Raw genomic sequence first — 26,998 nt, 5'->3', positions numbered from 1 at the left:
CTAGCCGTGCAGAGGACGACCGGCCAAGGCCATTGCAGCCTCGCCCAATGCCTCGTTCTGCGTGGGGTGCGCGTGGATGAGTGAAGCTACATCCTCCGGGTAGGCTTCCCAGTTGACAATTAACTGAGCTTCACCGATCTGCTCACCAACGCGGGTGCCGATCATGTGAACACCCACCACGGGGCCGTTCTTCTCACGGACAAACTTGATGATTCCGCCGGTGCCCAAGATGGCGCTCTTGCCGTTTCCGGCGAGGTTGTACTCGGTGCTTTCGACGTTCTCGTCGCCGAACTTTTCCTTGGCGGCCTTCTCGGAGTAACCCACCGAAGCGATCTCAGGGTCGCAGAAGGTGACCTTGGGGACGTTGATGTCCTCAACAACCACGGGGTTCTGGCCGGCAATTTCTTCGGCAACGAAGATGCCCTGTTGGAATCCGCGGTGTGCCAACTGAACGCCAGGAACAATGTCACCTACCGCGTAAATGTTGCCAACACCGGTGTGCAGACGCTCGTTAGTAATAACAAAACCGCGATCGATGGTGACGCCAGCTTCCTCGAAACCGAGGCCTGCAGTGGACGGGCCACGACCAACAGCAACGAGCATCAAGTCAGCCTCGAAGGTTTTACCGTCTACAAGAGTTGCCTTGACGCAGTTTTCGTTCTGCTCAACGCCCTGGAAGAAGGTACCTGTGTTGAACTTGATGCCGCGCTTTTTGAAGGTGCGCTCGAGGACCTTGATGATGGAGGCGTCCTCGTTGGGAACCAAGGAGGGGAGGCCTTCAATGATGGTGACGTCTACGCCGAAGGACTTCCAGACGGAAGCAAATTCCACACCAATAACGCCGCCGCCCAGAACGATAACGCTCTTGGGGACGTAGTCCATGGTGAGTGCCTGATCGGAGGTGATGACCTTACCGCCGATTTCGAGGCCGGGGAGGCTGCGCGAGTAGGAACCGGTGGCTAGAACAATGTTCTTGCCTTTGTACTCGGTGCCGTTCACGGTGATGGTGTCTTGGCTGGTCAGTCGGCCTTCACCTTCAATAACGGTGATGCCTTTGCCCTTGATAAGACCCTGCAGGCCCTTGTATTTGCCAGCAATGATGCCGTCCTTGTACGCGTTCACTGCAGTCATGTCGATGGACTGCAGCTCAACGTTGACGCCGTACTTGGCGCCGTCGCGTGCGTGGTCAGCCACTTCAGCAGAGTGCAGGAGTGCCTTGGTGGGGATACAGCCGTTGTGTAGGCAGGTTCCGCCGAGCTTGGACTTCTCGATGAGACCGACGGTTAGTCCTAGCTGCACCCCACGAAGTGCTGCCGCGTAACCGCCGCTGCCTCCACCGAGTACCAGCATGTCGAATTCTTGCGCAGTTGCCTGATCGGCCACTTAGACGCTCCCTCGCGTAAATGATGACGCTTGGTAAGCATCATCTGTCCTGGATCTGTTCCTGCGGCGATTATGCCAGCAGTAGCGATTCTCTTGCAGTTCTCTAGCTTTTGTGACTACCGGGTGAGGTAATCAAAATCTTCCACAATTCACCTTAGCGCCACGAATATCTATGCTCCACCTTCTGAGCGTCTTTGTACCGCTCATGTGGCGCGATTCATACAAACTTGTGGCGGGAGAATCCTAGAAGCGGTCCTGCGGAGGGTGGCCAGCGCAATTGTCCCCAGCCACCCTCAGCACAACGTGTCACCGTCAGTGGAACACTGGGGACGATAATTTCGGCAACTTATTACGCTGCGTTGGTGAAGGACTCGAGGTAGCTCACCAGTGAACGAACCGTACAGCCGGTGCCTTGTTTGGGGGTATAGCCGTACGGTGCACCGTTGTTGAAGGACGGGCCAGCGATGTCGATGTGAGCCCAAGGAATAGTGCTTCCGTCCTTGGCCTTTCCAACGAACTCGCGCAAGAACGCGGCCGCCGTCATCATGCCACCGTGGCGGGCTCCAATGTTGGCTAGGTCAGCCACATCAGAATCCAAAGTGGGGCGCAATTCTTCCGGAATCGGCATGGGCCAAACCAGCTCGCCGGCACGGTCTGCGGCAGCCTTGAGTTCAGCGGTGAGCGATTCTTCGCCCATAACACCAGCGGTACGGTCACCCAGGGCGATCAATTGCGCGCCGGTCAACGTGGCGACGTCGATGATTGCATCCGGGAATTCCAAGCTAGCGGCAGCGATGCCGTCACCCATCACCAAACGGCCTTCGGCGTCGGTGTTAAGAACCTCAACCGTCTTACCGCCGAACATAGTGATGACATCGGCGGGGCGCTGAGCAGCGCCGCCGGGCATGTTCTCGGCGATACAAAGCCAAGCAGTCACCTTCACAGGCAAAGCCAGTTCGGCTGCTGCCAGCGCGGTGTTTAGTACGACGGCGGCACCAGCCATATCGCTCTTCATCTCACCCATGCCGAGAGCTGGCTTGATGGAGATTCCGCCGGTGTCGAAGGTGATGCCCTTACCTACCAGGGCAACGTGGCGCACAGCTTTGGCGGGGGAGTATTCGACCTTAACCAGACGTGGCAATCGGGTTGAACCCTTACCAACGCCCAAGATGCCGCCGAAGCCTTCTTTCTCAAGGCGCTTCTCATCCCAGATGGTGATCTTTACGGGCAGTGAGCGGGAGAGCTCCTTGGCAGCTGCCGCAAAAGACTCTGGGTAGAGGTGGCTCGGTGGCTGGTTGACTAAGGTGCGGGTTGCGTTCACGGAACGTCCCAAAACTGCAGCACGGGTCAGAACTTTGTTGATGGCCGGGTCTGTGGCAAACGGTGTAGAGAGGGTGACGTTGGCTACCGGGGTCTTGAGCCCAACAGTGCTTGAACGGTGTTCGGTGTACGCGTAGGAACCCAGAGCCGCGCCTTCGGCGACGGCTGAAACAGCGGCCAGATCCGCCGTCGGAAGTGCCAGCACAACTGAGTTAAAACCGGCCAGCTGACGAACCGCAGAACCGGCAGCACGGCGAAGAGCTTCTTCACCCACAGTCCGTCCTGGCGCTACGGCACCAACACCGGCGAGTACAAGTACTCCGCTGGCCAACTCCGGCAAGCCGGGCAGACGCACGATTTGATCGGCGGCTCCACTGACACCCAATGACTCAAGGGTGGAGGAGAGAGCCTCGGCAGCTTTGGCGCTGAGCGGGTTCTCCAGGAGAACCGGACCTTCAGGCGTGCTGGCAACGCCGATGACCAAGGCATCGCTCGGTGACTTCTTGAGGTCCTTGGCAACGGCGTTGAGCTTAAATTCACTGACTTTGGCCACGGGGTATTTGCCTCACTTCCATTGTGATTGACGGGATGCAACGGCACCGGATCTTGCGGGCCGCACTACTTACCCACCAACGATCGTAGTCCGAGGACCCGGAAGGGCGCGGATTTCCGCTCTGGGTGTAATCCCGGGTGAAAGTTTTGGATCGATGGAATGACTAGCGGCCCTCAGGCGTTGTGCAAGCGTGGCATGGAAAATCCGACTGCGCGGGAACAAACGCAGAAGACAGACACAGGAGGACGTTGTGTTCGAGCAGAGCTACGGCTCGCAGCTGGATCCGGCGAGCCTCTATACCCTTAACCCGGAGGTTGCGGGCGACGCCGAACTGACGGGCTTGAACATGGTGATGACGTTCAGCGGCTTTGCTGATGCCGGTCAAATGGTGAGCCAAATAAACGGCGAGCTCTTGGACTATTCCGAGAACGAAGTTGTGGCCGTTTTTGATGCAGACCAGCTCATCGACTACCGCTCGCGCCGGCCGCAAATTAGTTTTGTTGAGGACCACCTCCAAGACTTTCATTCACCTCGGCTCGCTCTGTACAGGCTCAAAGACGGTTTGGGAAAGCCGTACCTTCTACTGGCCGGGTTTGAACCGGATTTGCAGTGGGAGCGCTTCAGCCGTGCAGTGCTTCAGCTGGTGGAAAAATTCGACGTCAAACTCGTTACGTGGATCCACTCGATCCCTATGCCCGTGCCACACACGCGGCCAGCTGGCGTTACGGTCCACGGGAACCGGCCAGACCTCATCGAGGGAATCTCGCTGTGGAAGCCAACCGTGGAAATCCCGGCAGCAGTGGGACACGTACTCGAATTGCGCTTGAGCGAGGCTAATCGTGAGGTTGCCGGTTACGTCATTCACGTCCCGCACTACTTGGCGGAGGCAGAGTATCCTCAAGCCGCAGTAGCTGGCCTGGAATACCTTGGCGCTGCCACGTCACTGATGCTCCCCACAGACCGACTGCGTGAAGCAGGCCGGACAGTGGGCCGCCAGATTTCCGAACAGGTTGCAGCCTCGGAGGAAATTGTTGAAGTGGTCAAAAACCTTGAGGAGCGTTACGACCAAAAGGTTGAAGGCACGGTGCGGCGGTCTTTGTTGGCTGATGAGAATGATCGATTGCCCAACGCCGAGGACCTCGGTGCCGCAGTGGAGGCGTACTTGGCACAGGAAGATTTCAACAAATAGAGGATTTTGGGGGCTCGTCGAGTCCTAATTTTCTGAAGTTTTCCACATAGGACGTTTGCGCCATTTCACCTCGCGGCTCAGTGCATGAGTGTGGATCCATGAATCCTACTGAAACCCTCAAAGCTAGCCGCGCCGAAGACGTTCTAGGGTACGTTCCGCACACGCTCGGTTATTGGCCCACTAATTCGCTGGTGTGCGTCACTATGTCCAAAGGCAGACTTGGCGCCACGCTGCGTGTGGATCTGCCGCCAGCGGACATAAGCTCCTTTCAAGCACACTCGTTCTCCGCACGAGTGGTGGACTACTTGCTCAGTGACGAAAGAGCTGACGGTGTGTTGATTGCCATCTACCCGCCAGCACTGTTGGGCCCCTCATGGCAGCCGTGTATGGAGTTGCTCGAGTCACTCGAATGCGCAGTAGAAGGCGAGGGCCTGGTACTGCGCGATGCATGGGTGATCGGGACAGACCTATGGCGAAACTGCTACTGCCAGAACCATGAGTGCTGCCCACCCCAAGGACGCAGTCTGGAAGATATACGTAATAGTCCACTCAGTGCCGAGCTTATTTACCGGGGCAGCGCGCTCGGGGCTGCGCCTGGGATCAACGGTCAGTCTGCTGATGAGCTGTCCATCCAAACGGGACCATTTGGCAGACTGAGTCCTCAGCAGGCTGCCGCAGTGCTGCCTGAAGAAAATCGCTTGCGCGAGCAGCTGCTCCACGGGCCGCGCGGTGGAGCCTCGGCGGAAGCCCTTTTGGCGCAGTGGGAACCATTCTTAAGTGGTGAAAACCGTTGTGAAGTTTCGGCTAGCGATGCAGCCGCACTGCGGGCAGGTCTTTCCGTCCCATTATTTCGAGACACCATCATGGTTCAAGCTGCAGGTGGGTTGGCGCTCGCGCTAGATGGAGTTCAAGAAATTACGCGCTGTGAGCCACTGGACGTTGCAGCCGCTGATCAGAGAGACTCAGCGCAAGAGACCGTTGACCACTACGCAGAGTTTCTGATGGGGCAGTCACCGGCTGGACCGAACTGGAAGCGTATGGATACTTTTGCTGAGCTGTTGGGCGCTCTGCTCTTTGATGGCCCAGGCGGGCATAAGGCTCCGGTGTTGGCTGTTCTTGGCTGGATCGAATGGTGCCGGGGGCGAGGTTCAATGGCAGGAGCGCACCTAGATGCGGCACTTGGCCATAACCCGGACTATCGCCTCGCTGAGCTACTGAGCGAGCTTATTGCCCGAGGTCATTTGAGCAATTGGGCAAGAAATAGAGCCACTGCATGGCACGGCATTCAAGAGGACTCGGCCTAGTAGTGAACGGCAGCGGTGGGCAAAACGTGAGACAATGGAGGTCGAGACCCGGTTGGGTCCGTGTTTTACAAGCGAAAATTAGTGCTCCATTTGGGGAACTTTTCACGATGTTTTGTGGTTGTAGTCTTTGACCCTGCACCGTGAAGTCGCCTGTAAGAACCTTCACGGACTTGACAGGGTCATAGTGGTGTTGCCCTTATGGTGATTCCACAGACCGCCGCTAGAAAGGTTTTCTGTGACCCCGTCTTCCGTGAAGAAGGATTCTGCCGAACAGGTAGAGCTCAGCCCTGAAGAGAAGAAGGCTGCTGCCAACGCCAAGCGCGCCGCCACTCGGGCCGCCAATAAGGCACTCAAGGACGCTGCTGGTGAGACTGCAGGAGCCGAGACTGATGGCGCCGAAGCTAAGTCGGCACCCAAGAAGCGTGGCCCCAAGGCTGGCGCTAAAAAGGCTGCTGAAGCTGAGGCAGATGCCGCGAGCGAGGATGACATCGATCCTGAGGACCTTGTTGAGGTTGACGACGCCGACGAGAGCGATGAAGCGCCTGCCAAGGCTGCAAGCACCGGAAGCGGTTTTGTCTACTCGGACGCCGACGATGATGATGCTCCGGTTCAGCAGGTTATGTCCGCCGGTGCTACGGCTGACCCGGTCAAGGACTACCTCAAGCAAATCGGTAAGGTCGCGTTGCTCAATGCTGAGCAAGAGGTTGATCTTGCCTTGCGTATTGAAGCTGGACTTTTTGCTGACGAAAAGCTCCACGCCGATCAAGGCACCATGGATCCCAAGCTCAAGCGTGAGCTTGAGTTTGTTGTCCACGACGGCAAGCGCGCCAAGAATCACCTCTTGGAAGCAAACCTTCGTTTGGTGGTCTCCTTGGCCAAGCGTTACACCGGCCGCGGCATGCTCTTTTTGGACTTGATCCAAGAAGGTAACCTGGGCCTGATCCGCGCCGTTGAGAAGTTTGACTACACCAAGGGCTTTAAGTTCTCCACCTATGCAACGTGGTGGATCCGGCAGGCCATCACCCGCGCCATGGCCGACCAAGCTCGCACTATTCGTATTCCGGTGCACATGGTGGAAGTTATTAACAAGCTTGCACGCGTACAGCGCCAGATGCTGCAGGACTTGGGCCGCGAACCCACGCCTGAAGAATTGGCACTCGAGCTGGACATGACGCCTGAGAAGGTTGTTGAAGTCCAGAAGTATGGTCGTGAGCCGATCTCCTTGCACACCCCCTTGGGTGAAGACGGAGATTCCGAGTTCGGTGACTTGATCGAGGACTCTGAAGCTGTGGTTCCGGCGGATGCCGTGAGCTTCACCTTGCTTCAGGAGCAGCTGCACTCCGTGCTGGACACACTCTCCGAGCGAGAAGCTGGCGTGGTTGCCATGCGCTTTGGTTTGACTGATGGCCAGCCGAAGACTTTAGACGAAATCGGAAAGGTTTACGGAGTCACGCGAGAGCGTATCCGCCAAATCGAATCGAAGACCATGTCGAAGCTGCGGCACCCGTCACGCTCACAGGTTTTGCGCGACTATCTGGACTAAGGACAGCGACTAGTTCTGACGAGTGCTGCCTGATTTTCAGCGCAAATCAACCAAATGGACCCCCGGATTTCCGGGGGTCCATTTGTATTAGGCCAGATATTCGTAGGGAGAGAAAAACAGCGGCCCCCACCATCAGGTGAGGGCCGCTGGGCTAATGCATGGTTTTGCTAGTCGACTTCGACTGCCGGCTTCTCGTGAAGGCGTGCTGTCTCGTCATGCCACTCGGAACTCAGGGGCTTCAGTGTGGCTTCAAGTGCGCGGGAGTGGTGTCCGCAAAACAGGAGTTCGCCACCGGAAGACTCAAGAACTACCCGTACGTATGCTTGTGCACCGCAACGGTCACAGCGGTCTAGGGCATCTAGCTTGCGGGCTGCTACAGCTGTAGTCATGGGGGCCTCCTTAGTAGATCTGTACATCTATATAACCAGCAGTGGAGGCAAAACCATGGCAAGAGTTGGCATCTTTCGCTGTACGCGTATCACGACCGCGTAACGTAGCCCGGTAAACCAAGCAGTTTGGCTGAAGCGTGGTGTGGCAACCAGCTTGGTGCGCTGAGCGGCACTAGCCTAGATAGAGGCCGTGCCGTAGTGGACGCCAGCAATACAACCCATATGCATGTTGAGGAGCGCCCGCGTGGCACTTAATTCTGAATACAACGCCCGCCATCTTTCGGTGCTTGAAGGTCTTGAGGCCGTCCGCAAGCGCCCGGGTATGTATATCGGCTCAACAGACTCACGCGGTCTGATGCATTGCTTGTGGGAGATCATCGACAATGCTGTGGATGAGGCTCTCGCAGGGTATGGCCATGACATCAAGGTGATCTTGCACGCTGATAATTCGGTTGAGGTTCACGATGACGGCCGCGGCATCCCGGTGGATTTGGAACCGAAAACTGGACTGACCGGCGTCGAGGTTGTTTTCACCAAACTGCACGCCGGTGGAAAGTTCGGTGGTGGCTCTTACACCGCTTCGGGTGGTCTCCACGGTGTGGGTGCATCGGTGGTTAACGCTTTGTCTTCACGGCTAGATGTGCAGGTTGACCGTGGCTCCAAAACGTACCAAATGTCCTTCCGCCGTGGTGAGCCCGGACGTTTTGTGGACACTGGTAGCAAACCAAACCCGAACTCCGAATTTGTTCCGTTTGTTGATGGCTCCATTCTGGACGTTGTGGGCAAAGCAAAGCGCGGTATTACGGGAACCCGCATTCGCTATTGGGCTGACCGGCAGATTTTCACCCCGGACTCAAAGTTCTCCTATGAGGAACTTGCCGCACGAGCACGCCAGACTTCTTTTTTGGTCCCGGGCCTGAAGATCACCGTTCGCGACGAGCGCCGCCTACCCGGAACACCGGGCGAGATCGGTGCCCATGAAGAGGTCTTCCACCACGACGGCGGCATCTCAGAGTTCGTAGAATTCCTTGCCGCAGATTCCCCCGTGACAGATGTTTGGCGGCTGCAAGGCTCCGGCAAGTTTAAAGAAACGGTCCCCGTTCTGGACGAAAAGGGCCACAGTCAGCTCGCCGAAGTGGAACGTGACTGCGAGGTAGACATTTCTCTGCGCTGGGGTGTTGGTTATGACTCCACGGTGCGTAGTTTTGTTAACATCATTGCCACGCCCAAGGGCGGAACTCACCAAACTGGTTTTGAGCAGGCACTCCTGAAGACTTTCCGCAAAGCCGTTGAGTCCAATGCGCGGAAGCTCAAAGCAGGCAATGACAAGATTGAAAAAGACGATGTTTTTGCCGGTATGACCGCTGTGCTGACCGTTCGTCTGGCAGAACCGCAATTCGAGGGACAGACCAAGGAAATCTTGGGGACCTCCGCGGTGCGAGCCATCGTGGCGCGGGTCGTTGAAAAGGAAGTCACCGCAAAGCTGAACTCCGCTAACCGCGGAGACAAGGCACAGAGCGCGTTGTTGCTCGAGAAGATCGTCGCTGAAATGAAGTCGCGAATCTCGGCTCGTGTTCACAAAGAAACTCAACGCCGAAAAAACGCGCTTGAAACGTCCTCGTTGCCTTCCAAACTGGCAGATTGCCGCACCGACGACGTGAACCGCTCTGAACTTTTTATTGTTGAGGGTGACTCAGCTCTTGGTACGGCAAAGTTGGCGCGGTCCTCGGACTTCCAGGCCCTGTTGCCGATCCGCGGCAAGATTTTGAATGTGCAAAAAGCCTCGGTGGGGGACATGCTCTCCAATGCTGAATGTGCTGCACTCATCCAGGTAGTTGGTGCAGGTTCAGGCCGTAGCTTTGCCGCCGAGATGGCACGGTACGGCAAGGTCATTTTGATGACCGATGCCGATGTTGACGGTGCACACATTCGTACCCTTTTGTTGACACTATTCTTCCGCTACATGCGCCCGATGGTTGAGCAGGGGCGCGTATTCGCGGCAGTGCCTCCGCTGCATCGTGTAGAGGTGGTCAACGCCGGCCAAAAGGCGAACGAGATGATCTACACGTATTCGGAGAATGAGCTGCATGAATTGCTCGCAAAACTCTCCAAGCAGGGCAAGCGTTACAAAGAACCCATTCAGCGTTACAAGGGTCTGGGTGAAATGGATGCCCAGCAGCTCGCGGAGACAACCATGGATCCTCGGCACAGGACGCTGCGCCGAGTAACGATTGATAGTGCCGAGCGTGCTGAGAAGACGTTCGATCTTTTGATGGGCTCCGACGTGGCGCCCCGCAAGGACTTTATTGTGGCCGGAGCAGCGCATCTGGACAGAGACAAAATCGACGCATAGCCGTGGCGCTTTAGCCTACAAGTCCCGGCACCAAGATCAGCGCAGTGGGTGCTGCAAGTAGAAGGACCGCAGCGCAGATGACAGTGCGCCGGGCTAAAGCTGACAGCGGACCAAGAGGCTGAATCAACCGCTGAATCCTGGACAGCGTCACAGAGGCTTCTTCGCCGTTATTGGACCCGGCCACAAGCTGATTAAGCTCGGAAGGTGTTGGCAAACTGAGCGGCGGGCGCTTCCCATGGTCGGAGGGAGCAACGCGGGAAGATCCGCTCGAGACCATGGCGATCGCCCGCACCAAAACCGGTGGCTGTACACGTTTGAGGGCCGCATCGTCGGCGAGCATTTCGATCAGAACATTCACACTTTGCTGGGCCAAACGACTAGTCGGCAGCCAAGGGAGCGCGAATTTCCAAGCAGCGAAGGCCCACAACAAAAGATCGTGCCGTTGACTCAGATGCGTCTTTTCGTGTTCCAGAACGGCCTGGAGCTCGTTTTCGCTGAGCAATTCCAGCAGCCCATCTGACAGTACAGTTACGGAGCGGGCACCTCCTGGTAGGCAGTAGGCAACTGGTGCTGGGTGGTTAATGACCAGCGTTCGGGCCGTACTGGCACCGGGAGAGCTGAGGAGCGCGAGCAATTCGCGGTGCCGGCGGCGCCTGCTGACGATGCGCACGTAGGTCAGCAAAAGGGTAAACAGTAAGTGAGTTAGTAACAGCGCTGCCGCGGACAGTGCGAAGAGGTGCCAAATGCCGACGTCGTCTGCTGAACGGTTGTTGAGTGCAACGTTCGCTAGGGCGTGAAGCCCGGCCAAAAACGTTGGACCCAAGGGGTCTAAACCGTAGGCCAACATGGCCCCGATCATGGACAGGCCACCGGCGAGTGCTATTGCTTGCCACAGGACCATGGCTGCAAAAGGGGAGCGGGACGGCCACTTGGCATGGGAGAGCACGATAGGTACCGGCCATGCCAGTGCTATCGCGAGGACCGCAAGAATCCAAGAGGTCCAGAACAAGTGTGCCTAGGAGGCGCCAAGCATTTTGCGCAAGGCTGCGGCTTCAGTTTCGGAGACAGAGCCGATGAACCGTGCCAAAACAGCCTCACGGTCAGGTGCGGAGCCCAGTACTTCGTGCATGAGTTCTGCTGTGTGGTCTTCGCGGCTGGAAATTGCTTGGTAGCGATGTGGCCGGGTCCCGCGTTCGCGCTCAACGAGCCCCTTTTTCTCAAGCCTTGAGAGCACTGTCAATACAGTGGTGACGGCCAGATCTTTCCCGCTGGGCGCGCTGCCACTGCGGGAGTATTCCAAGGCGAGTTGATCCCGCAGCGTGTTGGCCGTTGCGGCTTCGGGCTCGGCCCACAACAAGTCCATAACGGCACGCTCTAGATCCCCCAAACTTGCCATGATTTACTGATCTTCTCCTTGGTGCAAAAGGTTGCTGGTGCGGTGCCGGGTCTCTCGGTGCCACTGAACCTGAAATAAAAGTGTTTCCGTGACTAATTTACCCGCTTTTGTAGACGCTTTCTACATGAGGTAGAAACGTGCCGGGGCCGCGTGGACTGAACCGTCACGGTTGTTCTACACTTTGTAGAAGACAGAGTTCTACGACTTGTAGAACTTGAGGGGTCATTGGAACGGATGAAGCGCAATGGATGCACTCGAAATTGCCCGTTGGCAATTCGGAATCACAACTGTCTATCACTTTATGATGGTGCCACTCACGATCGGTTTGGGTCTGGTGGTCGCGGTCATCCAGACCATGTGGCACCGGACCGGCAAGGTGGAATACCTTCGAATGACGAAGTTCTGGGGCAAGCTGTTCCTCATCAACTTCATCATGGGTGTTGCCACCGGAATCGTCCAAGAGTTCCAGTTTGGAATGGCATGGAGCGAATACAGCCGCTTTGTGGGTGACGTCTTCGGGGCACCTCTTGCCATGGAAGCGCTGCTCGCCTTTTTTGTTGAGTCGACCTTCTTGGGCCTCTGGATCTTCGGTTGGAAGCAACTAAAGCCTGCCATCCACTTGGCCTGCCTGTGGATAGCAGTGATCGGTTCTGCTATTTCCGCTTACTTCATCATCGTCGCCAATAGCTGGATGCAGCACCCGGTTGGCGTGGAAATGATCGACGGCCGGCCAGTGATGACTGACGCGTGGGCCGTCTTTACAAACAACACCGCGCTCGTGGCGGTTCCGCACACGCTCTTTGGTGCCCTCGCCGTTGCTGGCGGATTCTTGTTGGGTATCGCGTGGTATCACTTGTGGCGGCGTCGCAAGGACGGCATCGACGCCGTTGGCCCTGATGGCAGTGTTATCCCAGGCTCCGCCAAGATTCCCGGCCGTGACGTCACCGATCACAAAGTTTGGATTCGCTCCCTCCGCATTGGCGCTGTGGTAGCCATGATCTCCTTCGCTGGCACAGCCGTTACCGGTGACCTCCAGGGAAAGCTGATGTTTGAACAGCAGCCCATGAAGATGGCAGCGGCTGAGGCTGCGTGCCACGACGGCACAGGTTTCTCGGTCCTCAGCATAGGCAACGTGGGCTCTAAAGACTGCTCAGACGTTGTGGCAGTGATTGAACTTCCAGGTCTCCTTTCCTTCCTCGCCAAGGGCGACTTCACTACCGAAATCAAGGGCGTGAACAGCCTCCAGCAGAGCTATAAGGAAACGTACGGCACGCAACTGCCCAACGACCCGAAATACGGTGACCGCGCCGGTCAGGAAATCCAATACGTTCCGGTGATGGAAGTGACCTACTGGGGCTTCCGCATGATGATCGGCTTCGGTGGTCTGGCTGCATTTGCAGCCGCTGTGGCACTGTGGATCACCCGCAAGGGCACCGTCCCTCAGAGCCGTTGGCTGATGCGCCTAGCTGTTTTGGGAATCTTTGCACCGTTCGGCGCCAACGCGGCCGGATGGATCTTTACGGAAATGGGCCGGCAGCCCTTTGTTGTGGCTCCTAACCCGGACATGAACGGCATCGACCAAGTCTTTATGTTCACAGCTGCAGCAGTTTCGCCTGGCGTCACGGCTGGCGAACTGCTCACCTCCCTGATTGTGCTGACTTTGGTCTACGCGCTGCTGATGGTCGTCGAGGTCAAACTGCTCAGGACCTACATTCGTGGTGGTGTGGCATCCGCCATGCCTGAACTCGCCCACGCGGACGAGGACGGAACGGGCCCCACCAGCGGTGATAAGCCCGGGGACGGCAGCAATAAGTCCGACGACGACGTTCTAGCGTTCGCTTACTAAGGGAAAAAGATGGAACTCCTGCCCACAATCTGGTTTATTGCTATCGCCGTCCTCTGGATCGGCTACCTCTTCCTCGAGGGCTTCGATCTCGGCGTCGGAATGTTGATGAAGATCTTTGCCCGTAACAACACCGAACGCCGAGTCTTGCTCAACACCATCGGCCCGGTCTGGGACGGCAACGAAGTATGGCTCCTCACAGCCGGTGGCGCTACGTTCGCCGCATTCCCGCTCTGGTACGCCTCGCTGTTCTCCGGGCTGTACTTGCCGCTTTTGGTGGTTCTGGTCGCGCTGATTTTCCGCGCGGTAGCGTTCGAGTACCGTGGCAAGATCAACACCGAGCAGTGGCGGAACCGGTGGGACTGGGCCATTGCGCTTGGCTCCACAGTTGCCGCATTTGGTGTTGGCGCAGCGTTGGCTCTCACCACAACGGGACTGCCGTTGAACGCCAACGGTGACAGAGTGGGCGGCCCTTTTGCATGGTTCAGTGGTTACGCGCTTCTGGGCGGATTGGCCGTGGTTGGTTTTGCACTAGTGCATGCACTGGCATTCCTGGCGCTCAAGACTGACGGTGAAATTCGCGTCAGGGCCCGTCGCTGGGTGGTCAGGATCTTGCCAATAGCTCTGGCTCCCATGGCACTATGGGCCATCTTGATCCAGATCCGAACCGGCAATCTCTTCTCCTGGGCGCTTGTGCTGGTGGCAGCAGCCGCTGCTATTGCCGCTTGGTTCCTGGCCCGTTCCGGATCTGAAGGACGGACGTTTATCGCCTTGGGATCCTTCCTGCTCGCAGGGGCTGCATCGATTTTCTCCGCCGTGTTCCCGGTGGTGTTGCCGTCCACGATTGACCCGGCGTTCAACCTGACCGTCACCAACGCGTCCTCAAGCGACTACACCTTGGGCCTGATGACAACCGTGGCGTGCATCGGACTACCCTTGGTGCTGGCCTACCAGGCTTGGACCTATTGGGTGTTCCGCCGTCGGATCAGTGCAGCTCATATCCCCGAAGGCCACTCGGTGGTACCCGCCGTTGCCGAGTTCTTCCTCAAAACCAAGCCATAAAGCCCAAGTCACCAAAAAACTAAGCGCTAGGACCTATGGTGCCCACCAGCTCCGAACAGCATTCACCAGCCACGTTCATCAAAAAGTTGAGCCAAAAAGGGGAGCCACGCTCGCGGGGACCCGTCTTCCCACGAAGCCCAGCGAGTACCCAAACGCTGTACCTTTTGGGAACGCTGGCAGCCCTCAAAGCACTGGGGCTGGTACTGGTGGCGCAAGCGATCAGTACAGGTATTGCCCAAGCGGTTGCTGGGAACTTTGACCTCAGTCACGTGGTGGTGGAAGGCGTCCTTGGTGCCTTCCTGCGTTCCCTCACCGCCTGGGGACAGCAAGTGGCATCGCGGCGCGGCGTAGTGGGAGTCAAAGAAGAACTACGCCCGGTAGTGCTGACTAAGGCTCTGGCTGGTGGAAACGGAGGGCGAGGGCTGGGTCACCTAGCGCTTCTGGCCACACGCAAGCTCGACGATCTGGACAACTACTACACGCAGTACCTGCCGTCTCTGGTTAATATTGCTGCGATTCCCTTGTTAGTGGGAGCGCGGATCCTCTTTGCGGACTGGGTCAGCGCTCTGATCATTGTGCTCACCTTGCCGCTGGTACCGGTGTTTATGGTGCTTATTGGCCGCTACACCCAGGACAAGGCTGAACAAGCACAACGCGCATTGGCAAGGCTATCCAGCCATGTCCTTGAGCTAGCTAAGGGACTTCCGGTGCTTTTGGGCTTGGGGCGAGCCAACGCCCAGCACAAAGCACTCGATGACATTTCGGCCCAATACCGGAAACGGACCATGGAAACGCTGAAGGTCGCGTTCCTTTCCGCGTTGGCCTTGGAACTCATCGCCACCATCTCTGTAGCTGTGGTGGCCGTATTTATTGGTGTCCGGTTGGTCCACGGCCAAATGAGCCTCGAAGTAGGATTGCTGGCACTCATTTTGGCACCAGAATGTTTTGCTCCGCTGCGGGAACTTGGCAGTGCCCATCACGCGAGCGACGACGGGCGCGTTGCCTTGGAAGAAATTCAGGACGTACACAAGGCTCCGCTACCGGCCCAGCTTGAAGCATCGTCAAAAAAACCTGCACCCAGGCCAGCCCCATCTTCGAAGTGCCAGCCACTGTCCATCCAAGATCTGACGGTCAGTTACGAGGGACGGACCAAAGCAGGAGTTGGTCCGCTGAGTTTTACAGCGCCAGCCGGGTCAATTACTGCCTTGGATGGGCCCAGCGGAAGCGGCAAGTCCAGCATTCTGGCAGCCCTTGCCGGCGTCTTGAGTGATGGTGCGTCAGTTGGTGGCACGGCGAGCGGAATCAGTGCCGGGGACGTTGCCTATGTTCCGCAACATCCCGTTTTCTTCCGCGACACCCCGGCGGAAGAGTTGGAGTTTTTTGTGACCACCCGCGGTATCAGCGCGGACGCCAGCAAGGCACTGATTAGGCAAGCCCTTGATGCCGCAGCTGCAGGTCACCTGAGCGAACGGCGAGTCTCAGAGCTCAGCCCGGGGGAGATGCGTCGTGTTGCGGTTGCGCGTGGGTTCGCTTTGGTGGCCGCGGGGGCTTCCGTTGTGCTCCTTGACGAACCCACCGCTCACTTGGATGGGATCTCAGCCCACACCATCCGGAAGTCCATCGTTGCGCTGCGTGGCCAGACCACTGTGTTGTTGGTTTCCCACGAACCGCTCACCAGGGCGCTCGCAGATGTTACAGTTCCGGTGCCGCTCTCGGTAGCAAACGACGACGGCGTTACTCACCAAGGTGACGCCCCGGCGTCGAACCTGGTATTGGACCCGGTGCTTAACTTGCCGTTGAACGCGGAACTGAAGGTAAACGCGGAGCTGAAGGTAAACGCGGAGCTTGGCCGGATAACGGCTGCGGTCAACGCCAGTGGTGACACCAAAAAGGCTGCCAAAAATCTCACGTGGCGGTCCGTGAAATGGCATGGCGTGAGTGCAGCACTGCTGGGGATTGCGGCTGCAGCCTTTGCCGTAGCGCTCACTGCACTTTCAGGCTGGCTGATTGTCCGTGCGAGCGAGATGCCCCCGATCCTTTACCTGCTGGCAGCGATTGTTGGTGTGCGGTTCTTTGGTATTGGTAGAGCTGTCCTGAAGTACACCGAGCGGCTGGTACTTCACAACACAGTTTTTGCCGCCATCGGATTGCTCCGATCAGCGCTATGGCTTTCACTCTTGCGCCGAGCACCATCACTACGCCGACTCCTGGAAGGCGGCTCAGTACTCGAGTCAGTCATCGGCGACGTGGACGAACTGCGAGACCTGGCACCCCGTGTGTTGCTCCCGCCGCTCGCCGGGCTGGGAGTAGCCGTCTTGTCGATTGGTGTTACGGCATGGATTCTCCCGGCGGGGTTGCCCGTGGTGATTGCTGTGGTTGTTGTAGGCATGGTGGGTGCCCCGCTGATTGCCCTAGCGGCGGACCGTTGGGCCACTACGGCCCATGTACGTCACCGAGCACTCCTTTTGCGGGACACCACCTCCTTTCTCGAAGCACGCGCGGACCTGGCCGGAAACGGGGCAGGAGCAGCAGCTCTTGCGGATGTTGAAGCACTAGCGAAGGCAGCCGCTTCGGCCCAACAACGTACGGCTTGGGCCGAAGGTGTGGGGCAAGCCATCGTGGTGCTTGGCGCCTGCCTCGGTGCTGTGTTTGTCCTCCCCGCCGCGGCAGAGGCAGTCCACACTGGGCAATCCCAAGCCGCCATGATTGCCGTGGTGGTCCTGACGCAGTTGGCGCTTATTGAACACTTTGTAGCCGCCATCTCTGCCGTTCAACTGGCTCCAGCACTCAAAGCCACCTTGAGAAAAGTGCGCTCGCAGATTGATGCCGTTGACTTTGCCATGAGTGATCAGGCGGTGAGCGATGCAGCTGCCAGCGGTTCAGCCTTGGATGATCGGTTGGTGGATAAGGCTTCGCAAAAATTTGGAGACCGCCAGTTTGGTCACTCGCAACCGCAGGTTCTGGCCGGGGTGGGTGTTCGGCTTGAAAGGCTCTCTGCCGGGTGGCCTCTGACCGCGGAGGGCTCAGCGCGAGCCTCCCATCAACACGCGCCGGCCGTTTTCTCCGGGGTCACTGCTCACGCGGAACCGGGTTCTTGGTTGTGCGTTTCTGGGCCCTCTGGTAGCGGTAAATCAACACTGCTAGCGGTACTGATGGGTTTCCTTCCACCACTATCTGGAAGCGTTAGCGTTTCCGGCAGGGTGGTTTGGTGCCCGCAAGAGGCGCACCTCTTTGACTCGACTCTGCGCGGGAACCTGTCCATTGCCCGACCCACGGATGCTGCGCCCTCAGACGCTGAAATGCTGATGGTTCTCGAGGAAGTAGGACTGAGCGACGTTTTGGCCACTATGAAGAACGGCCTCGACGCCCGGATCGGTCCTGGCGGAGCATTCCTTTCCGGTGGACAGCGGCAACGCCTAGCTGTAGCGAGGACATTGCTCAGTGGCGGAGAAGTGATCTTGCTGGATGAACCCACCGCTCACCTTGATCGCGAGGCCGCTACAGCACTGATCAAGGACCTCCGTCACGCCTTGCGGGCGAAAACTGTTGTTCTGGTCAGTCACCATCAGGACGACTTCGCGGCTGAGGACGTGGAACTTCGTTTAGAGAACGGCTTTCAATTTCAGGAGCCTCTTGCCGTTCAGGGACAGCACGCCTAGGTTCTTTATATGCCTGTTAGCGAAGTCCCAGTGCCCAACGGTGAGCTGTTCGGTCTAGATTTCCGCAGAATCGTTCGTGAAGACATCCCTGGCTGGGCTGCCTTGATTAAGCGGATTGCCGCAGCAGAAAAACCCACGTGGTTTGAGAAAGAAGCGGATTTAGAGCACGCGCTCGATTCAAAGAAGAATGACCTCAGCGTGGACAGTGTGATCGGAGTGGATACCTCAGGGATGCCCCGAGTTTTCGCCCGAGTTGCTCTGAACCCCGAGTCCACCACCGTCTACGGTATGGGTGGCGTTGACCCCGAGTATCAGGGACGGGGGATTGGCAGGGGCGTCCTTGAATGGCAACGGGCACGTGCAGCGGAACGCATCAACGTCCGTGGACGCACATCCTCAGATTCAGGCACACCAGAGAATCAGAGTCCTCGTTTACGTTTGTATTCGGAGACTGCCAATACCGCAGAGCAGCGTCTGTTCAGCCGTGCCGGTTGGAAAGTGGTTCGGTACTTCAACGAGATGAATCGGCCAATCTCCACACGAAATGACGCGGAGGAAAACTCCGCAGCTATCCCTAGGCTAGTTCTGGCCGAGGGGTATGAGATTCGTCCGTGGACCGCCGAGTACGACCACGAGATGCGGCATGTGCATAACGCCGCCTTTGCCGATCACTGGGGGAGCGAAGAACGCGACGAACAATCGTGGAAGTTTACGGTTGAGCATCCGCTGAACCGCCGTGATCTCAGTGCCGTAGTGGTGGAAAAGTCCAATGGGAAAGTTGTTGGATACCAGCTTGCTAGCTACGATCCTGACGTTCTTGAAGATTTTGGCCGGGAAGAGGGCTACACGGAGTTACTGGGCGTGGTTCGTGACCATCGAGGCCGTGGGCTCGCTAAGGCGCTATTGGTTGATGCGATGCAGCGTTTTGCGGCTGCTGGAATGACAACGGCCGCCCTCGACGTGGACTCAGAAAATCCTAGCGGAGCCTTGGCCATTTACACGTCCATGGGCTATTCGCCCGTCAAGCAAAGTATGGCCTGGGATCTAGAACTTTAAATCGCGCTGGCATCTCACAGCGCCGCCTCACAGGCCTTCTAGCCGTCGACGTCTTTAAGGTGATGGACGACGTCGTGCCCAAAGTATCGGGCGAGTGTCACCACGGTGAACGCGGAGCCATTGCTGCGCAGGCCTGTACGCTCAAATTGGTCCGGGCGCACAGCCTCAAAAGCATCGGCCGCTGAGCTGCCTGTAGCCCGCAATTGGTTGGCAACCCTCGCCGGATCCTCGTGTGCGTAGTCCTTTTCAATAGCTGTAGCGTCCTGATCCCAGTTGGCAAAGTGGGCATCGTCATCGTTGAGCATCAAGGACAGTCGTTGTTCAAAGAGTTCAAAAACGTCCCGAACGTGAGCCGCATACTCGAGAGGAGACCACGTTGACTCATTCGGCCGGACAGCGACCGTGGGGCGTTGCAAAACTGCTTCCCAGCGCGGAATCATGTCCCGAACAGTTGCGGCCAGGGACTGCGGTGTGAGGTCTTGGGCCACAAACCCGCACTCATCGCAGGGCTCATTCAGAACCCAAGTCCAGTCCTTGGTATCAGGTGTAATTCCCATTGCTTAGGCTTCTTCGATAGATGTTTCAGGCTCGGTGGCGACTTCGCGCTCCGTCATGGAGTGCCCAACCCGTTCAACAGCTTGGGATAGTGGAATGCCGGAACCGTCTCGGCGGCCGTGCTCCAGCGGCAGCGCACGAGCCACACCAGCCTGGCTTGATCCCTTCGCGGGGCCATGGCCAGCCCAAGCAAGAAGCAATTGGTCTTCGCCCTTGAGGAAGCGGTGAGCCCGGACACCAGCCGTTGCACGGCCCTTAGCAGGGTACTCAGCGAAAGCACTGACTTTCGCAGCGCCTGGGTTAGTGCCAGGCAGTGCACCTTCCAGACCCGAAATCGTTACAACGACGGCGTCCTCGTCTTCGGCGCGAACGGAACCAAAGAAGATCACCGAGTCGTTTGCGGCAAGTTTGATTCCTGCCATTCCTGCTGCCGTGCGGCCTTGCGGACGTACGGCAGTTGCCGGGAACCTCAGAAGCTGGGCTCCGCGGGTCACAAACACCAGATCGTGATCGTCAGGAGCCGGGGACACTGCAACAATTTTGTCCCGGTCCTTTAGCGCAATGATTTCCCAGTCTTCGCGGTTGAGCGGGTAGTCGGGCTGGACACGCTTGACCACACCTTGCTCAGTGCCAACGGCCAAAACAGTGTCCAAAGGTACAAGGGCCAGCAGGGTTTCACCCTTGTTGAGGGTAATGAAATCCTTGGCGGCAACACCACCAGCCAGGTTGGGCAGCCCGGAACTAGGTGGAAGCGCCGGCATGTCCATCACTTGAACACGCAGCATCCGGCCCAAGGACGTGACGGCCGCGATCTCACCGCGTGCCGAGGTTTTTACCACCGAGCTAAAAACATCATGCCGGTTCCTAGGACCAGCCTCCGCGAGGGGTTCTTGGTTGGCGGTGCGCGCAATTTGTCCAGAGGTGGTCAAGATGGCCCAGCACGGGTCATCAGGGATTTCTAGGGAGAGAGCATTTTTGCCCGCCGCAGCCCCAGTTTTACCGGTGCTTGCGGCCAGTGCACCTGCAACCGTGGGGGAGACCGCCTCGGATTCGAGAAGTACTGTTCGCCGCGGAGTGGCGTACTTGTTGGCAACCTCTTGAAGTTCGTTTGAGACGAGTTCACGCAGGAGTACGTCTGAAGCCAGAATTGCTTCGAGCTCTGCGATTTCTTTGCGCAATTCGTCTTGTTCTTTTTCTAGCTCAATCCGAGAGTATTTGGTGAGCTGGCGCAGGCGCAGTTCAAGAATGTAGTTCGCCTGAATTTCGCTGAGGTCGTAGATCGACATCAAACGGTCGCGTGCTGCTGAGGCTTCGTCGGAACTACGAATGATCTGGATTACTTCGTCAATATCGACGATAGCAATCAGCAAACCCTCCACTAAGTGCAGGCGTGCTTGCTTTTTAGCTAGCCGGAATGCGGTTCGCCGCCGAACTACCGAGAGGCGGTGCTTCACGTACACTCGCAGCAGATCCAGCAGTCCTAGGGTTTGCGGCTGTCCGTCAACCAAGGTCACGTTGTTGATTCCAAAGGAATCTTCCATGGGTGAGTAGCGGTACAACTGTTGCAGAACAGCGTTCGGGTTAAAACCGTTTTTGATTTCAATGACCAAGCGCAGACCGTGCTGCCGGTCCGTGAGGTCAACAACATCGCTGATGCCTTGAAGCTTTTTGCTCGAGACAGCATCTTTGATTTTCTCGATGACCTTTTCCGGTCCCACCATGTGCGGCAGTTCAGTGACTACCAGTCCTGTGCGCCGTGCGGACAGCTGTTCAATCTCAACCTTGGCGCGGGTCTTGAAGGAGCCACGGCCATTGGCGTAGGCGTCACGGATGCCGTCCAAGCCAACAATGCGTCCTCCGGTGGGCAGATCCGGACCCGGGATAAAACGCATAATGGCGTCGAGGTCCGCCTCGGGGTTGGCGATTAGATGCAGCGCTGCAGCAATTACCTCGCCCAAGTTGTGCGGGGCCATATTAGTTGCCATACCTACGGCGATACCCGTGGCGCCGTTGACCAGAAGGTTTGGGAAAGCGGAAGGTAGTACTTCCGGCTGGGTGAGCTGGTTGTCATAGTTGGGGACAAAGTCCACAACGTCTTCATCTAGGTGGTCAGTCAAAGTTAGCGCTGCCGCGGCAAGGCGAGCTTCGGTATAACGCGGTGCTGCCGGTCCGTCGTCGAGCGAGCCAAAGTTTCCGTGACCGTCAATCAATGGCAAGCGCAAAGAAAAGTCTTGGGCCATACGAACCATGGCGTCGTAGATGGCAGTGTCCCCGTGAGGGTGAAGCTTTCCCATCACCTCGCCCACCACACGCGCGCTCTTGACGTGACCACGATCGGGGCGTAGGCCCATCTCGCTCATCATGTACAAGATGCGTCGCTGTACTGGTTTGAGCCCGTCACGCGCATCCGGAAGTGCCCGCGAATAGATCACCGAGTAGGCGTACTCCAAGAAGGAGCCTTCCATTTCGGAAGTTACGTCGATGTCGATGATGTTTTCGGTAAAGGGCTCCGAGTCCGCACTTTGCGGAGCCGGACTCTGGCGGCGGGCCATGGGCGGCAAATATTCCTTTGGGTCACGGCGGTATGCCGAGGATTGTTCGTTACGCTAAGCCTATGGTGGAACCGTCCTTGGGCAGTGGATATCCGGAATATTGGGAAGCAGATGTCGTACTCCGTGACGGCGCAACGGCACATTTACGCCCCATTGCGCCCAGCGATGCAGACGCTGTGCAGGCTTTTCACGCGCAACAGTCCCAAGCATCAATTTACCTACGGTTCTTCTCTTTCAAGGCCAAACTCAGTGCCAAGGAAATCAAACGCTTCACGGAGGTTGATCACAAGGACCGAGTGGCCTTGGTCATGACTTTCGCTGGTGAAATTATTGGGATTTCTCGCTACGACAGGCTCGAGAACCCGGACGAAGCCGAAGTGGCATTCAACATCTCTGACCGCCATCAGGGCCGCGGAATTGGCTCCATCTTGTTGGAACACTTGGCAGCCGCTGCGCGGGAGAACGGAATCAAGCGGTTTACAGCAGAGGTTCTGCCAGAAAACCGGAAAATGTTGATGGTGTTCGCCGATGCCGGCTATGAAGTACAACGCCACTTTGACGACGGTGTGGTGAGCGTTGGCTTCAACATCTCACTCACCCAAAAATCGCGTGCCGTCATGGAATCACGCGAACACCGTGCGGAAGCTAAAAGCGTCCAGGGCCTCCTCGCCCCGCAAAGCATTGCCGTCATCGGGGCCAGTAGGACCTGGGGCAAGCTCGGATACCAGTTGCTCCAAAACATCGTTGAAGGCGGATATACCGGTTCCTTTTTTGCCGTAAACCCTGAAGCAATCGAGCTTGCTGGGATGCTCAGTTACGGCAAAGTGTCCGAGATCCCTACAGCGATTGATCTAGCAGTGATTGCTGTGCCGTACAGCGAAGTCCCTGCGGTGGTCCAAGAGTGTGCTGAAGCAGGCGTTAAGGGCGTCTTGATTGCCACGGCTGGCTTCGCCGACGACGGCGATGTAGGACTTGCTCGTCAACGTGCCATCGTGCGCCACGCTAGGGCCAACGGAATGCGTGTGATTGGACCAGCTTCGGTGGGGCTAATCAATACAGATCCCGCAATTTCCCTCAACGCCTCAGCGGCACCAGCCCTACCCGTGGCCGGAGGGCTGGGTCTCTTTTCACAATCAGCCGCTATTGGAGTGGCACTCTTTGCTGCCGCCAGCAGGCGCTCCTTGGGTATTTCTAGTTTCTTATCCGCGGGAAACCGGGCAGACGTTTCAGGTAACGACCTCATGCAATTCTGGGAAGACGATCCGGACACCAACGCCGTGGGTATGTACCTTGAGTCAATTGGTAACCCCCGCAAATTCTCGCGCATTGCCCGCCGTATTTCCCGCACCAAACCGGTGATTGTGGCAAGGTCCCTTGTGACCGGTGCCGAACTGCCCCCGGGGCACGTGGTTCGAACCACTCGAGCCCCGCAAGGCGCCGTGGACGCCATGTTCCGCCAGTCCGGTGTGATTAGCGTTGAAACGGTAGAAGAGTTGTGCGATGTCTCCCAAGTGATCTCTACGCAGCCCTTGCCACGAGGTGGTTCCATCGCAGTGATTAGCAATTCGCTAGCCTTGGGCAAGGTGGTGGGGGACAGCGCTCGTGCTCATGGATTGACCGTTCAACGAACCGTTGCTGAGCTGGATCTGGACACTGGAATGTCTCTTGCGCTGCCAGCTCTGCGGGAAAGTCTGAGCGAGGCATTAGAGCACGACGGCGTGGATGCGGCAGTGGTGACACTCTTGCCTTCACGGGGACTCACGGTTGAACACATTGCTGAAGTGCTTCAAGAGTGTGGAGCTCAGGCGGGAAAACCAGTGGTGGCCGCGTTCACCGGCATTTTAGACGTTTCAATCCACGTAGAAGGACTCCTACGCATCAGCAAAGACTTCCCAGCATTGCCGTGCTACTCCAATCCAGGGGCAGCCGTAGCAGCGCTCGCGGCCGTGGTTGGCTATGCGCGGTGGCGCGAGCAAGAACTCTCGCAAGAAGCAGTCCTAGCAACAGTTCCTGAAGGGCTCCAGCCGGCCAAGGCTGAATCACTTCTTGAACGGCTTCTCCGAGGCCAAAACGACGCAACCCTGATGAGCCTTGAAGGCACGGCTGCTCAAGAATTCTTGGATTGTTATGGCATCAAAGTTTTGGAATCTAGGACTTTTGAAACTCCGCTCGAGGCAGTCGCCGCCGCCGACGAGCTCGGTTGGCCAGTTGTTCTCAAAACCACCAACCCGGCACTAAAACACCGCATCGATTTGGGTGGTGTGCGGCTAGATATCCGTGATGGGGCCTCATTGCGGCGCAACATCGTGGCCATGGAACGCGCTTTGGCCGCGTACGGTAAGTCGGGAATGGAAGTCCAGTCTATGGCAGGGCTGGGGCAGGCCTGTGTTGTCCGGGCAATTGAGGATCCGCTGCTGGGCCCGGTAATCTCCTTTGGGATGTCCGGTGACGCGGTGAAATTGCTTGATGATTGGGCACACCGCATCCCGCCCCTCTCAGACCAAGACATCAACGAGCTAGTGCGCGCGCCCAGGGCCAGCGTCAAGCTCTTTGGCTACGAGGGGCTCCCCGCCGTCAACGTGCAGGCTCTAGAAGATTTAGTGGCCCGCGTTGCGGTGCTCAAAGACAATCATCCGGAAGTGGCGCTTCTGGATTTCGCGGCTGTACTTGTCAGCCAGAACGGAGTCAGCGTTCTGAGCGTTGACCTCAAAATTGCGAACCCGGAGCAACGAACGGACAGTGCACGCCGCGCCATGCGTGCATAGAGTGAACGGAATTTAGCACCACTGGCGCTCTCAATGCGAAAATGGCTAGATGACATCCAAGACGCCGTCCCATTCCGGGCCATCAAACGTTCGCGGAAGCAAAGTGCGCGGAAGCTCGGAGGGGCTCAAAGAGGCTCTCAACCGGGCAGCCTTTTATCCACTTCTGGTCGCTGATGTTGTTGATGACGCACTGGACGGACGAGCCTCCTTAGCTCACCTAGTCCACCTCGAAACACACTTTGATCGGGCCGAGGTTCGCCGGCATATCACCGTGCTGGTTTTGACCGAGGACATGCTGGTTGTCACCCACGTCGACGACCAGCAGCTCGATGAAAGTGGTGAACAGGTACTGGCACAAGTTTCCACCGAATCGGTACCCGTAACGCAGATCCGCTCCGTCATTCTCAGCTACCTGTACGCTCAGCCACAAAACTACAAGCCCAGCGATCAAGCACGAGAGCTTACCTTGGCGATTGCATGGTCAGGCGGACAACGTCTTGATGTGGGACCGGCAAATTGTGGGGACCCACAATGCGAGGCCGACCACGGCTTCACCGGAACAGTAGCCCAAGAGGACATCGTTTTGAGGATCAGCTCCGAGGCCGATGGCGCTCAGGCAGTCCAGTCAGCCAAGACTTTTGCCCGGGCACTCCGGGCTGTGAACACGGCAGGGCAAACAATTGCCGTCCCACTCTCGGCAACGTCCCCCGTTGAACACCGTTCAGGCGAGACCACGCTGCGGCCAAACGTCCATCCAAGTGGCCCGAGCCGTCTGGGCGGTCTGAACGGCATTTCAGCCTTGGCAAGTAGCCTGAGCCGCAGGCTGCGGCGCTAGCATGGCGGATCCAACGGCTCACTACGAACTACCTAAGCCCCCTGCCTACGGGAAACAATCGATCGCCGAGGTACTCGAGTCTGGGGCCGCCAGTATAGGGCTTCCGGGTTTCTCAAATAAGCTCAATCTGCCTCCGGCCCAGCGTGTATGTGTGGTGCTCGCAGATGGTTTAGGACGGTCCATGCTCAAAGCAAAAGGTGCACACACGCCGTTTATTCGAGCGGCGTTGGCGGCAGGACAAGGTTCAGTTCCCACATGGTTAGACGCCGCTTTCCCCACTACCACCGCTGCCTCTTTGGCCAGCCTTGGCACTGCTAAAGAACCTGGCAAACACGGAATGGTGGGCTACGACGTTCTGGACCCTCAGTTGGGCCGAGTAGTGAACATGCTGGGCAATTGGGATGCTGACGTTGACCCCACCACATGGCAGCCAGAAGCTACAGTCTTTGAACGGGCGAGCCAGCACACCGAGGTGGTGACGGTGAGCCTGCCCCAGTTTGCGGACTCAGCAATGACCAAAGCAGCATTGCGCGGCAGTAAGTTCATCGGCAGAGGAAACTCGCACGCGCGGACACAAGCAGCTGCTGAAGCCATGGCTAGTTCACCGAACATGCTGATGTACTTCTACACCAACGAGTTAGATAAAGCAGGCCACCGGCACGGTTGGCGATCGGAACAATGGGAAGTCCAACTTGAAGAGTTAGACCACACCATCAAACGCCTTGCCACAACACTTCCCAGCGGAACCACCATCTTGCTCACTGGAGACCACGGCATGGTGGACGTGCCGGAGAGTCAGCGCATTGACTTCTCAGCTGAACCTGAACTGATCAGGGGAGTCCGATACACCGCGGGCGAGCCGCGGATGGTCCACCTCTACCTCGAACCTGAGCTCGATCCAGCCGCAGCTGAAGCACTTTTAGGAACTTGGCGGACCCGGTTCGGTGAAAAAATTTGGGCCTTTACTCGTCAACAAGCCATTACGGCTGGGCTGTTTGGCCTGGTTCAGCCACGCGTCATTCCACGCATAGGTGACATAATGATCGCCGCCCGCGAAGAGCTAGCGCTCTATGACACCCGCCGGGTGCGGCCCAGTGCTATGGACGTTGTGGGCCAGCACGGCTCTCTAACCAAAGCCGAACGGGAAGTACCCCTGGTGATGTTCACGGCAACCGGTAACCCCAAAACCAGCCCAAAACGCTCACACACGTCCAAACGTTAACAGCTCACACATTTGAAGG

At 57.5% G+C, this 26,998-nt stretch carries 18 protein-coding genes; 11 read left to right on the top strand and 7 right to left on the bottom strand.

Annotation, left to right across the window (positions count from 1 at the left end; translation table 11 throughout):
• Together lpdA and ACQR35_RS11780 are read right to left on the bottom strand one after the other, a co-directional pair.
• The gene (gene lpdA, locus ACQR35_RS11785; protein ID WP_430270131.1) at positions 1 to 1,383 is read right to left on the bottom strand and encodes a dihydrolipoyl dehydrogenase; all 1,383 of its coding nucleotides are present in this window, start codon (positions 1,381 to 1,383) and stop codon (positions 1 to 3) included.
• Positions 1,384 to 1,732: 349 nt separating this feature from the next.
• Entirely contained in the window at positions 1,733 to 3,256 is a 1,524-nt protein-coding gene (locus ACQR35_RS11780; RefSeq protein ID WP_430268257.1) for a leucyl aminopeptidase, read from the bottom strand.
• 250 nt (positions 3,257 to 3,506) lie between these two features.
• Between ACQR35_RS11780 and ACQR35_RS11775 the strand changes: the two genes are divergently transcribed.
• The 3 genes from ACQR35_RS11775 to ACQR35_RS11765 all read left to right on the top strand — a co-directional run bounded on the left by ACQR35_RS11775 (position 3,507) and on the right by ACQR35_RS11765 (position 7,292).
• Complete coding sequence (locus ACQR35_RS11775; protein ID WP_430268258.1) at positions 3,507 to 4,445, top strand: proteasome assembly chaperone family protein; 939 nt, start codon at positions 3,507 to 3,509, stop codon at positions 4,443 to 4,445.
• A 98-nt stretch (positions 4,446 to 4,543) separates the two neighbouring features.
• Positions 4,544 to 5,749 (top strand): DUF4192 domain-containing protein, encoded by a 1,206-nt coding sequence (locus tag ACQR35_RS11770; protein WP_430270130.1) that lies wholly within the window; start codon positions 4,544 to 4,546, stop codon positions 5,747 to 5,749.
• 235 nt (positions 5,750 to 5,984) lie between these two features.
• Positions 5,985 to 7,292, top strand: a complete 1,308-nt coding sequence (locus ACQR35_RS11765) for an RNA polymerase sigma factor (RefSeq protein WP_430268260.1) — start codon at positions 5,985 to 5,987, stop codon at positions 7,290 to 7,292.
• Between the two features lie 167 nt (positions 7,293 to 7,459).
• On the opposite strand, the gene ACQR35_RS11760 is transcribed toward ACQR35_RS11765, so the two are convergent.
• Positions 7,460 to 7,681, bottom strand: coding sequence for a DUF7455 domain-containing protein (locus tag ACQR35_RS11760; RefSeq protein WP_430268261.1), 222 nt, complete (start codon positions 7,679 to 7,681; stop codon positions 7,460 to 7,462).
• Positions 7,682 to 7,925: 244 nt separating this feature from the next.
• On the opposite strand from ACQR35_RS11760, the gene ACQR35_RS11755 reads away from it, so the two are divergent.
• Complete coding sequence (locus tag ACQR35_RS11755; protein ID WP_430268262.1) at positions 7,926 to 10,034, top strand: DNA gyrase/topoisomerase IV subunit B; 2,109 nt, start codon at positions 7,926 to 7,928, stop codon at positions 10,032 to 10,034.
• Positions 10,035 to 10,044: 10 nt separating this feature from the next.
• On the opposite strand, the gene ACQR35_RS11750 is transcribed toward ACQR35_RS11755, so the two are convergent.
• Both ACQR35_RS11750 and ACQR35_RS11745 read right to left on the bottom strand, forming a co-directional pair.
• On the bottom strand, positions 10,045 to 11,043 hold the full coding sequence (locus ACQR35_RS11750) for a M56 family metallopeptidase (protein ID WP_430268263.1): 999 nt from the start codon (positions 11,041 to 11,043) through the stop codon (positions 10,045 to 10,047).
• Between the two features lie 6 nt (positions 11,044 to 11,049).
• A complete protein-coding gene (locus ACQR35_RS11745) occupies positions 11,050 to 11,430 on the bottom strand; it encodes a BlaI/MecI/CopY family transcriptional regulator (RefSeq protein WP_430268264.1) in 381 nt (126 codons plus the stop codon).
• A gap of 244 nt (positions 11,431 to 11,674) precedes the next feature.
• Between ACQR35_RS11745 and ACQR35_RS11740 the strand changes: the two genes are divergently transcribed.
• The 4 genes from ACQR35_RS11740 to ACQR35_RS11725 are packed head-to-tail and all read left to right on the top strand — an operon-like array spanning position 11,675 to position 19,050.
• Complete coding sequence (locus ACQR35_RS11740) at positions 11,675 to 13,276, top strand: cytochrome ubiquinol oxidase subunit I (protein WP_430270129.1); 1,602 nt, start codon at positions 11,675 to 11,677, stop codon at positions 13,274 to 13,276.
• Positions 13,277 to 13,285: 9 nt separating this feature from the next.
• Positions 13,286 to 14,335, top strand: a complete 1,050-nt coding sequence (gene cydB, locus ACQR35_RS11735; RefSeq protein ID WP_430270128.1) for a cytochrome d ubiquinol oxidase subunit II — start codon at positions 13,286 to 13,288, stop codon at positions 14,333 to 14,335.
• Positions 14,336 to 14,373: 38 nt separating this feature from the next.
• Positions 14,374 to 17,994, top strand: a complete 3,621-nt coding sequence (gene cydD / locus ACQR35_RS11730) for a thiol reductant ABC exporter subunit CydD (protein ID WP_430270127.1) — start codon at positions 14,374 to 14,376, stop codon at positions 17,992 to 17,994.
• A gap of 9 nt (positions 17,995 to 18,003) precedes the next feature.
• Positions 18,004 to 19,050 (top strand): GNAT family N-acetyltransferase, encoded by a 1,047-nt coding sequence (locus ACQR35_RS11725; RefSeq protein ID WP_430268268.1) that lies wholly within the window; start codon positions 18,004 to 18,006, stop codon positions 19,048 to 19,050.
• 38 nt (positions 19,051 to 19,088) lie between these two features.
• On the opposite strand, the gene ACQR35_RS11720 is transcribed toward ACQR35_RS11725, so the two are convergent.
• Together ACQR35_RS11720 and ACQR35_RS11715 are read right to left on the bottom strand one after the other, a co-directional pair.
• On the bottom strand, positions 19,089 to 19,607 hold the full coding sequence (locus tag ACQR35_RS11720; RefSeq protein ID WP_430270126.1) for a DinB family protein: 519 nt from the start codon (positions 19,605 to 19,607) through the stop codon (positions 19,089 to 19,091).
• Positions 19,608 to 19,610: 3 nt separating this feature from the next.
• Positions 19,611 to 22,157, bottom strand: coding sequence for a DNA gyrase/topoisomerase IV subunit A (locus tag ACQR35_RS11715; RefSeq protein WP_430270125.1), 2,547 nt, complete (start codon positions 22,155 to 22,157; stop codon positions 19,611 to 19,613).
• A gap of 62 nt (positions 22,158 to 22,219) precedes the next feature.
• Here ACQR35_RS11715 and ACQR35_RS11710 point away from each other — a divergent pair, with 62 nt between their 5' ends.
• Genes ACQR35_RS11710 through ACQR35_RS11700 form a run of 3 tightly spaced genes read left to right on the top strand, consistent with a single transcriptional unit; the run spans position 22,220 to position 26,979 of the window.
• Positions 22,220 to 24,922 carry a GNAT family N-acetyltransferase gene (locus tag ACQR35_RS11710; protein WP_430270124.1) on the top strand — a complete coding sequence of 901 codons (2,703 nt, stop codon included), beginning with the start codon at positions 22,220 to 22,222 and terminating at the stop codon, positions 24,920 to 24,922.
• Between the two features lie 49 nt (positions 24,923 to 24,971).
• Positions 24,972 to 25,757 (top strand): DUF5998 family protein, encoded by a 786-nt coding sequence (locus ACQR35_RS11705; RefSeq protein ID WP_430268272.1) that lies wholly within the window; start codon positions 24,972 to 24,974, stop codon positions 25,755 to 25,757.
• Between the two features lies 1 nt (position 25,758).
• A complete protein-coding gene (locus tag ACQR35_RS11700) occupies positions 25,759 to 26,979 on the top strand; it encodes an alkaline phosphatase family protein (RefSeq protein ID WP_430270123.1) in 1,221 nt (406 codons plus the stop codon).
• The last annotated feature ends 19 nt before the right edge of the window (positions 26,980 to 26,998 follow it).

The sequence above is a fragment of the Pseudarthrobacter sp. J1738 genome (assembly GCF_050490315.1).
Classification (GTDB): domain Bacteria; phylum Actinomycetota; class Actinomycetes; order Actinomycetales; family Micrococcaceae; genus JBNPEO01.
This window is presented reverse-complemented; position numbering and strand designations above follow the sequence as displayed.

What these genes read in the sequence shown, in the direction of transcription:
- ACQR35_RS11770 (WP_430270130.1), top strand. Translation starts at nt 4,544, where the DNA reads ATGAATCCTACTGAAACCCTCAAAGCTAGCCGCGCCGAAGACGTTCTA.
- ACQR35_RS11760 (WP_430268261.1), bottom strand. Translation starts at nt 7,681, where the DNA reads ATGACTACAGCTGTAGCAGCCCGCAAGCTAGATGCCCTAGACCGCTGT.
- ACQR35_RS11745 (WP_430268264.1), bottom strand. Translation starts at nt 11,430, where the DNA reads ATGGCAAGTTTGGGGGATCTAGAGCGTGCCGTTATGGACTTGTTGTGG.
- ACQR35_RS11740 (WP_430270129.1), top strand. Translation starts at nt 11,675, where the DNA reads ATGGATGCACTCGAAATTGCCCGTTGGCAATTCGGAATCACAACTGTC.
- cydB (WP_430270128.1), top strand. Translation starts at nt 13,286, where the DNA reads ATGGAACTCCTGCCCACAATCTGGTTTATTGCTATCGCCGTCCTCTGG.
- ACQR35_RS11725 (WP_430268268.1), top strand. Translation starts at nt 18,004, where the DNA reads ATGCCTGTTAGCGAAGTCCCAGTGCCCAACGGTGAGCTGTTCGGTCTA.
- ACQR35_RS11720 (WP_430270126.1), bottom strand. Translation starts at nt 19,607, where the DNA reads ATGGGAATTACACCTGATACCAAGGACTGGACTTGGGTTCTGAATGAG.
- ACQR35_RS11715 (WP_430270125.1), bottom strand. Translation starts at nt 22,157, where the DNA reads ATGGCCCGCCGCCAGAGTCCGGCTCCGCAAAGTGCGGACTCGGAGCCC.
- ACQR35_RS11710 (WP_430270124.1), top strand. Translation starts at nt 22,220, where the DNA reads ATGGTGGAACCGTCCTTGGGCAGTGGATATCCGGAATATTGGGAAGCA.
- ACQR35_RS11705 (WP_430268272.1), top strand. Translation starts at nt 24,972, where the DNA reads ATGACATCCAAGACGCCGTCCCATTCCGGGCCATCAAACGTTCGCGGA.
- ACQR35_RS11700 (WP_430270123.1), top strand. Translation starts at nt 25,759, where the DNA reads ATGGCGGATCCAACGGCTCACTACGAACTACCTAAGCCCCCTGCCTAC.